Source organism: Cellulomonas septica (genome assembly GCF_012396155.1).
Taxonomy (GTDB): domain Bacteria; phylum Actinomycetota; class Actinomycetes; order Actinomycetales; family Cellulomonadaceae; genus Cellulomonas; species Cellulomonas septica.
On the sequence record NZ_JAAXOY010000726.1, the window covers coordinates 1 to 1,654 of the forward strand.

A 1,654-nucleotide genomic window follows, 5' to 3' on the forward strand; every position below is an offset into this window, starting at 1 on the left:
AGCAGCGGGCCGCCGCCCCCGCGGTCGCCCGCGACGGGCTTCGGCACCGACGGCAGGTCGGGGAACGCGAGCGCCGGTGGCGGCACGGGCACCTCGACGGCGTCGGCCTCGAGCCGCTGGATCAGGCGGTCGGCCGCCTTCACGTGGATGCGGGCGCGCGTGCCACGGCGGTGCTTCTGCGAGCCCTTGGGCGGGCGCCACTCGTCGGACAGCCCCTCGTAGGCCGTGTCGAGGCGCGTCGCGAGCGCGAGCGCGCGCTTGCGCTCGGCCCGGTAGCGGGCCCGCCAGCGGCGCAGCATCTGGTCCTTCGCGAACCGGTAGTCGGCGTAGCGCGTCGCGCCGTAGAGCGCCGGGCGGCCGTCCATCGACGGGTCGAGGTCGAGGATCGCGGTCATGACGTCGTCGAGCAGGCGCCGGTCGTGCGTGACGATGACGGCCGCCCCCGGCCAGTCCCGCAGCTGGGCCGTCAGGTAGTCGACCCCCGCGGCGTCGAGGTGGTTGGTCGGCTCGTCGAGCAGCAGCACGTCGGCGCGCTCGCCGATCCGGCACGCGAGCCGCACCCGGTACCGCTCCCCCACGCTGAGCCGGTCGAGCGGCCGGTCACGGTCGCGCGGCGCGCCGAACCGCGTGAGCGCCTCGTCGACGCGCCGGTCCGCGTCCCACGCGGCGAGGTGCTCGTAGCGGGCCATCGCGGCCGTCAGCCGGGCGAGGTCGCCGGACTCGTGGTCGAAACTCTCGATGGCCGCCTCGAGCTCGGCCGACGCGGCCCGCACCGCGCCCAGCGCCCGCTCGACGAGCGACCCGACCGTGGTCCCCGCGGGCTCGTCGAGCTCCTGCTCGACGACCGCGAGGGTGCCCGCGCGACGCACGGTGCCGGACAGTGGCGCGAGGTCGCCCGCGAGCAGCCGCAGCAGCGTCGTCTTGCCCGCGCCGTTCTCCCCGACGAGCCCCACGCGGTCCCCTGCGGACACGACGAGGTCGACGGCGTCGAGGACGACCTGCTCCCCGTAGCCGAACGTCACCGCGTCGGCGGCGACGTGCACGTGGTCGACGACCGCGTGCTCGTCCCGCCGGGCGGGCAGCGTCATCCGCCCAGCACCCGCACCAGCGTCGGCGCGAGCGCGCGGAACGCCTGACCGCGGTGGCTGATGGCGTTCTTCTCGGCGGGGTCGAGCTCGGCGCACGTGCGCTCCTCGCCGAGCGGGACGAGCACCGGGTCGTAGCCGAACCCGTGCGCGCCGCGGGGCGCGTCCGCGAGCGTGCCGACGAGCGCGCCCGTCTCCACGTGCTCGAACCCGTCGGGCGTGACGAGCGCGGCGGCGCACACGAACCGCGCGCCCCGGTGCTCGGGCCTCACGTCGCGGAGCTGCGCGAGCAGCAGGTCGAGGTTCGCGGCGTCGTCGCCGTGCCGGCCGGCCCAGCGCGCCGAGAAGATGCCGGGCGCGCCCCCGAGCACGTCGACCGCGAGACCGGAGTCGTCCGCGACCGCGGGCAGGCCCGTGAACGCGGCGAGGGCGCGCGCCTTGAGCAGCGCGTTCTCGGCGAACGTCACGCCGTCCTCGACGGGCTCCGGCGCCCCGACGTCCCCGGCGCCGACGACCGCCGCGGCGTCGAGGCCGGGCAGCGACGGGGACAGGATCGCGCGGAGCTCGCC

The 1,654-nt window shown here is 77.1% G+C and carries 2 protein-coding genes; both read right to left on the bottom strand.

What is annotated here, in order from left to right:
• A partial coding sequence (locus HGA02_RS18590) for an ATP-binding cassette domain-containing protein (protein ID WP_168680805.1) occupies positions 1-1,088 on the bottom strand: 1,088 nt, incomplete at its 3' end.
• A partial coding sequence (locus HGA02_RS18595) for a non-canonical purine NTP pyrophosphatase (protein WP_168680807.1) occupies positions 1,085-1,654 on the bottom strand: 570 nt, incomplete at its 5' end. The genes HGA02_RS18590 and HGA02_RS18595, both read right to left, overlap by 4 nt.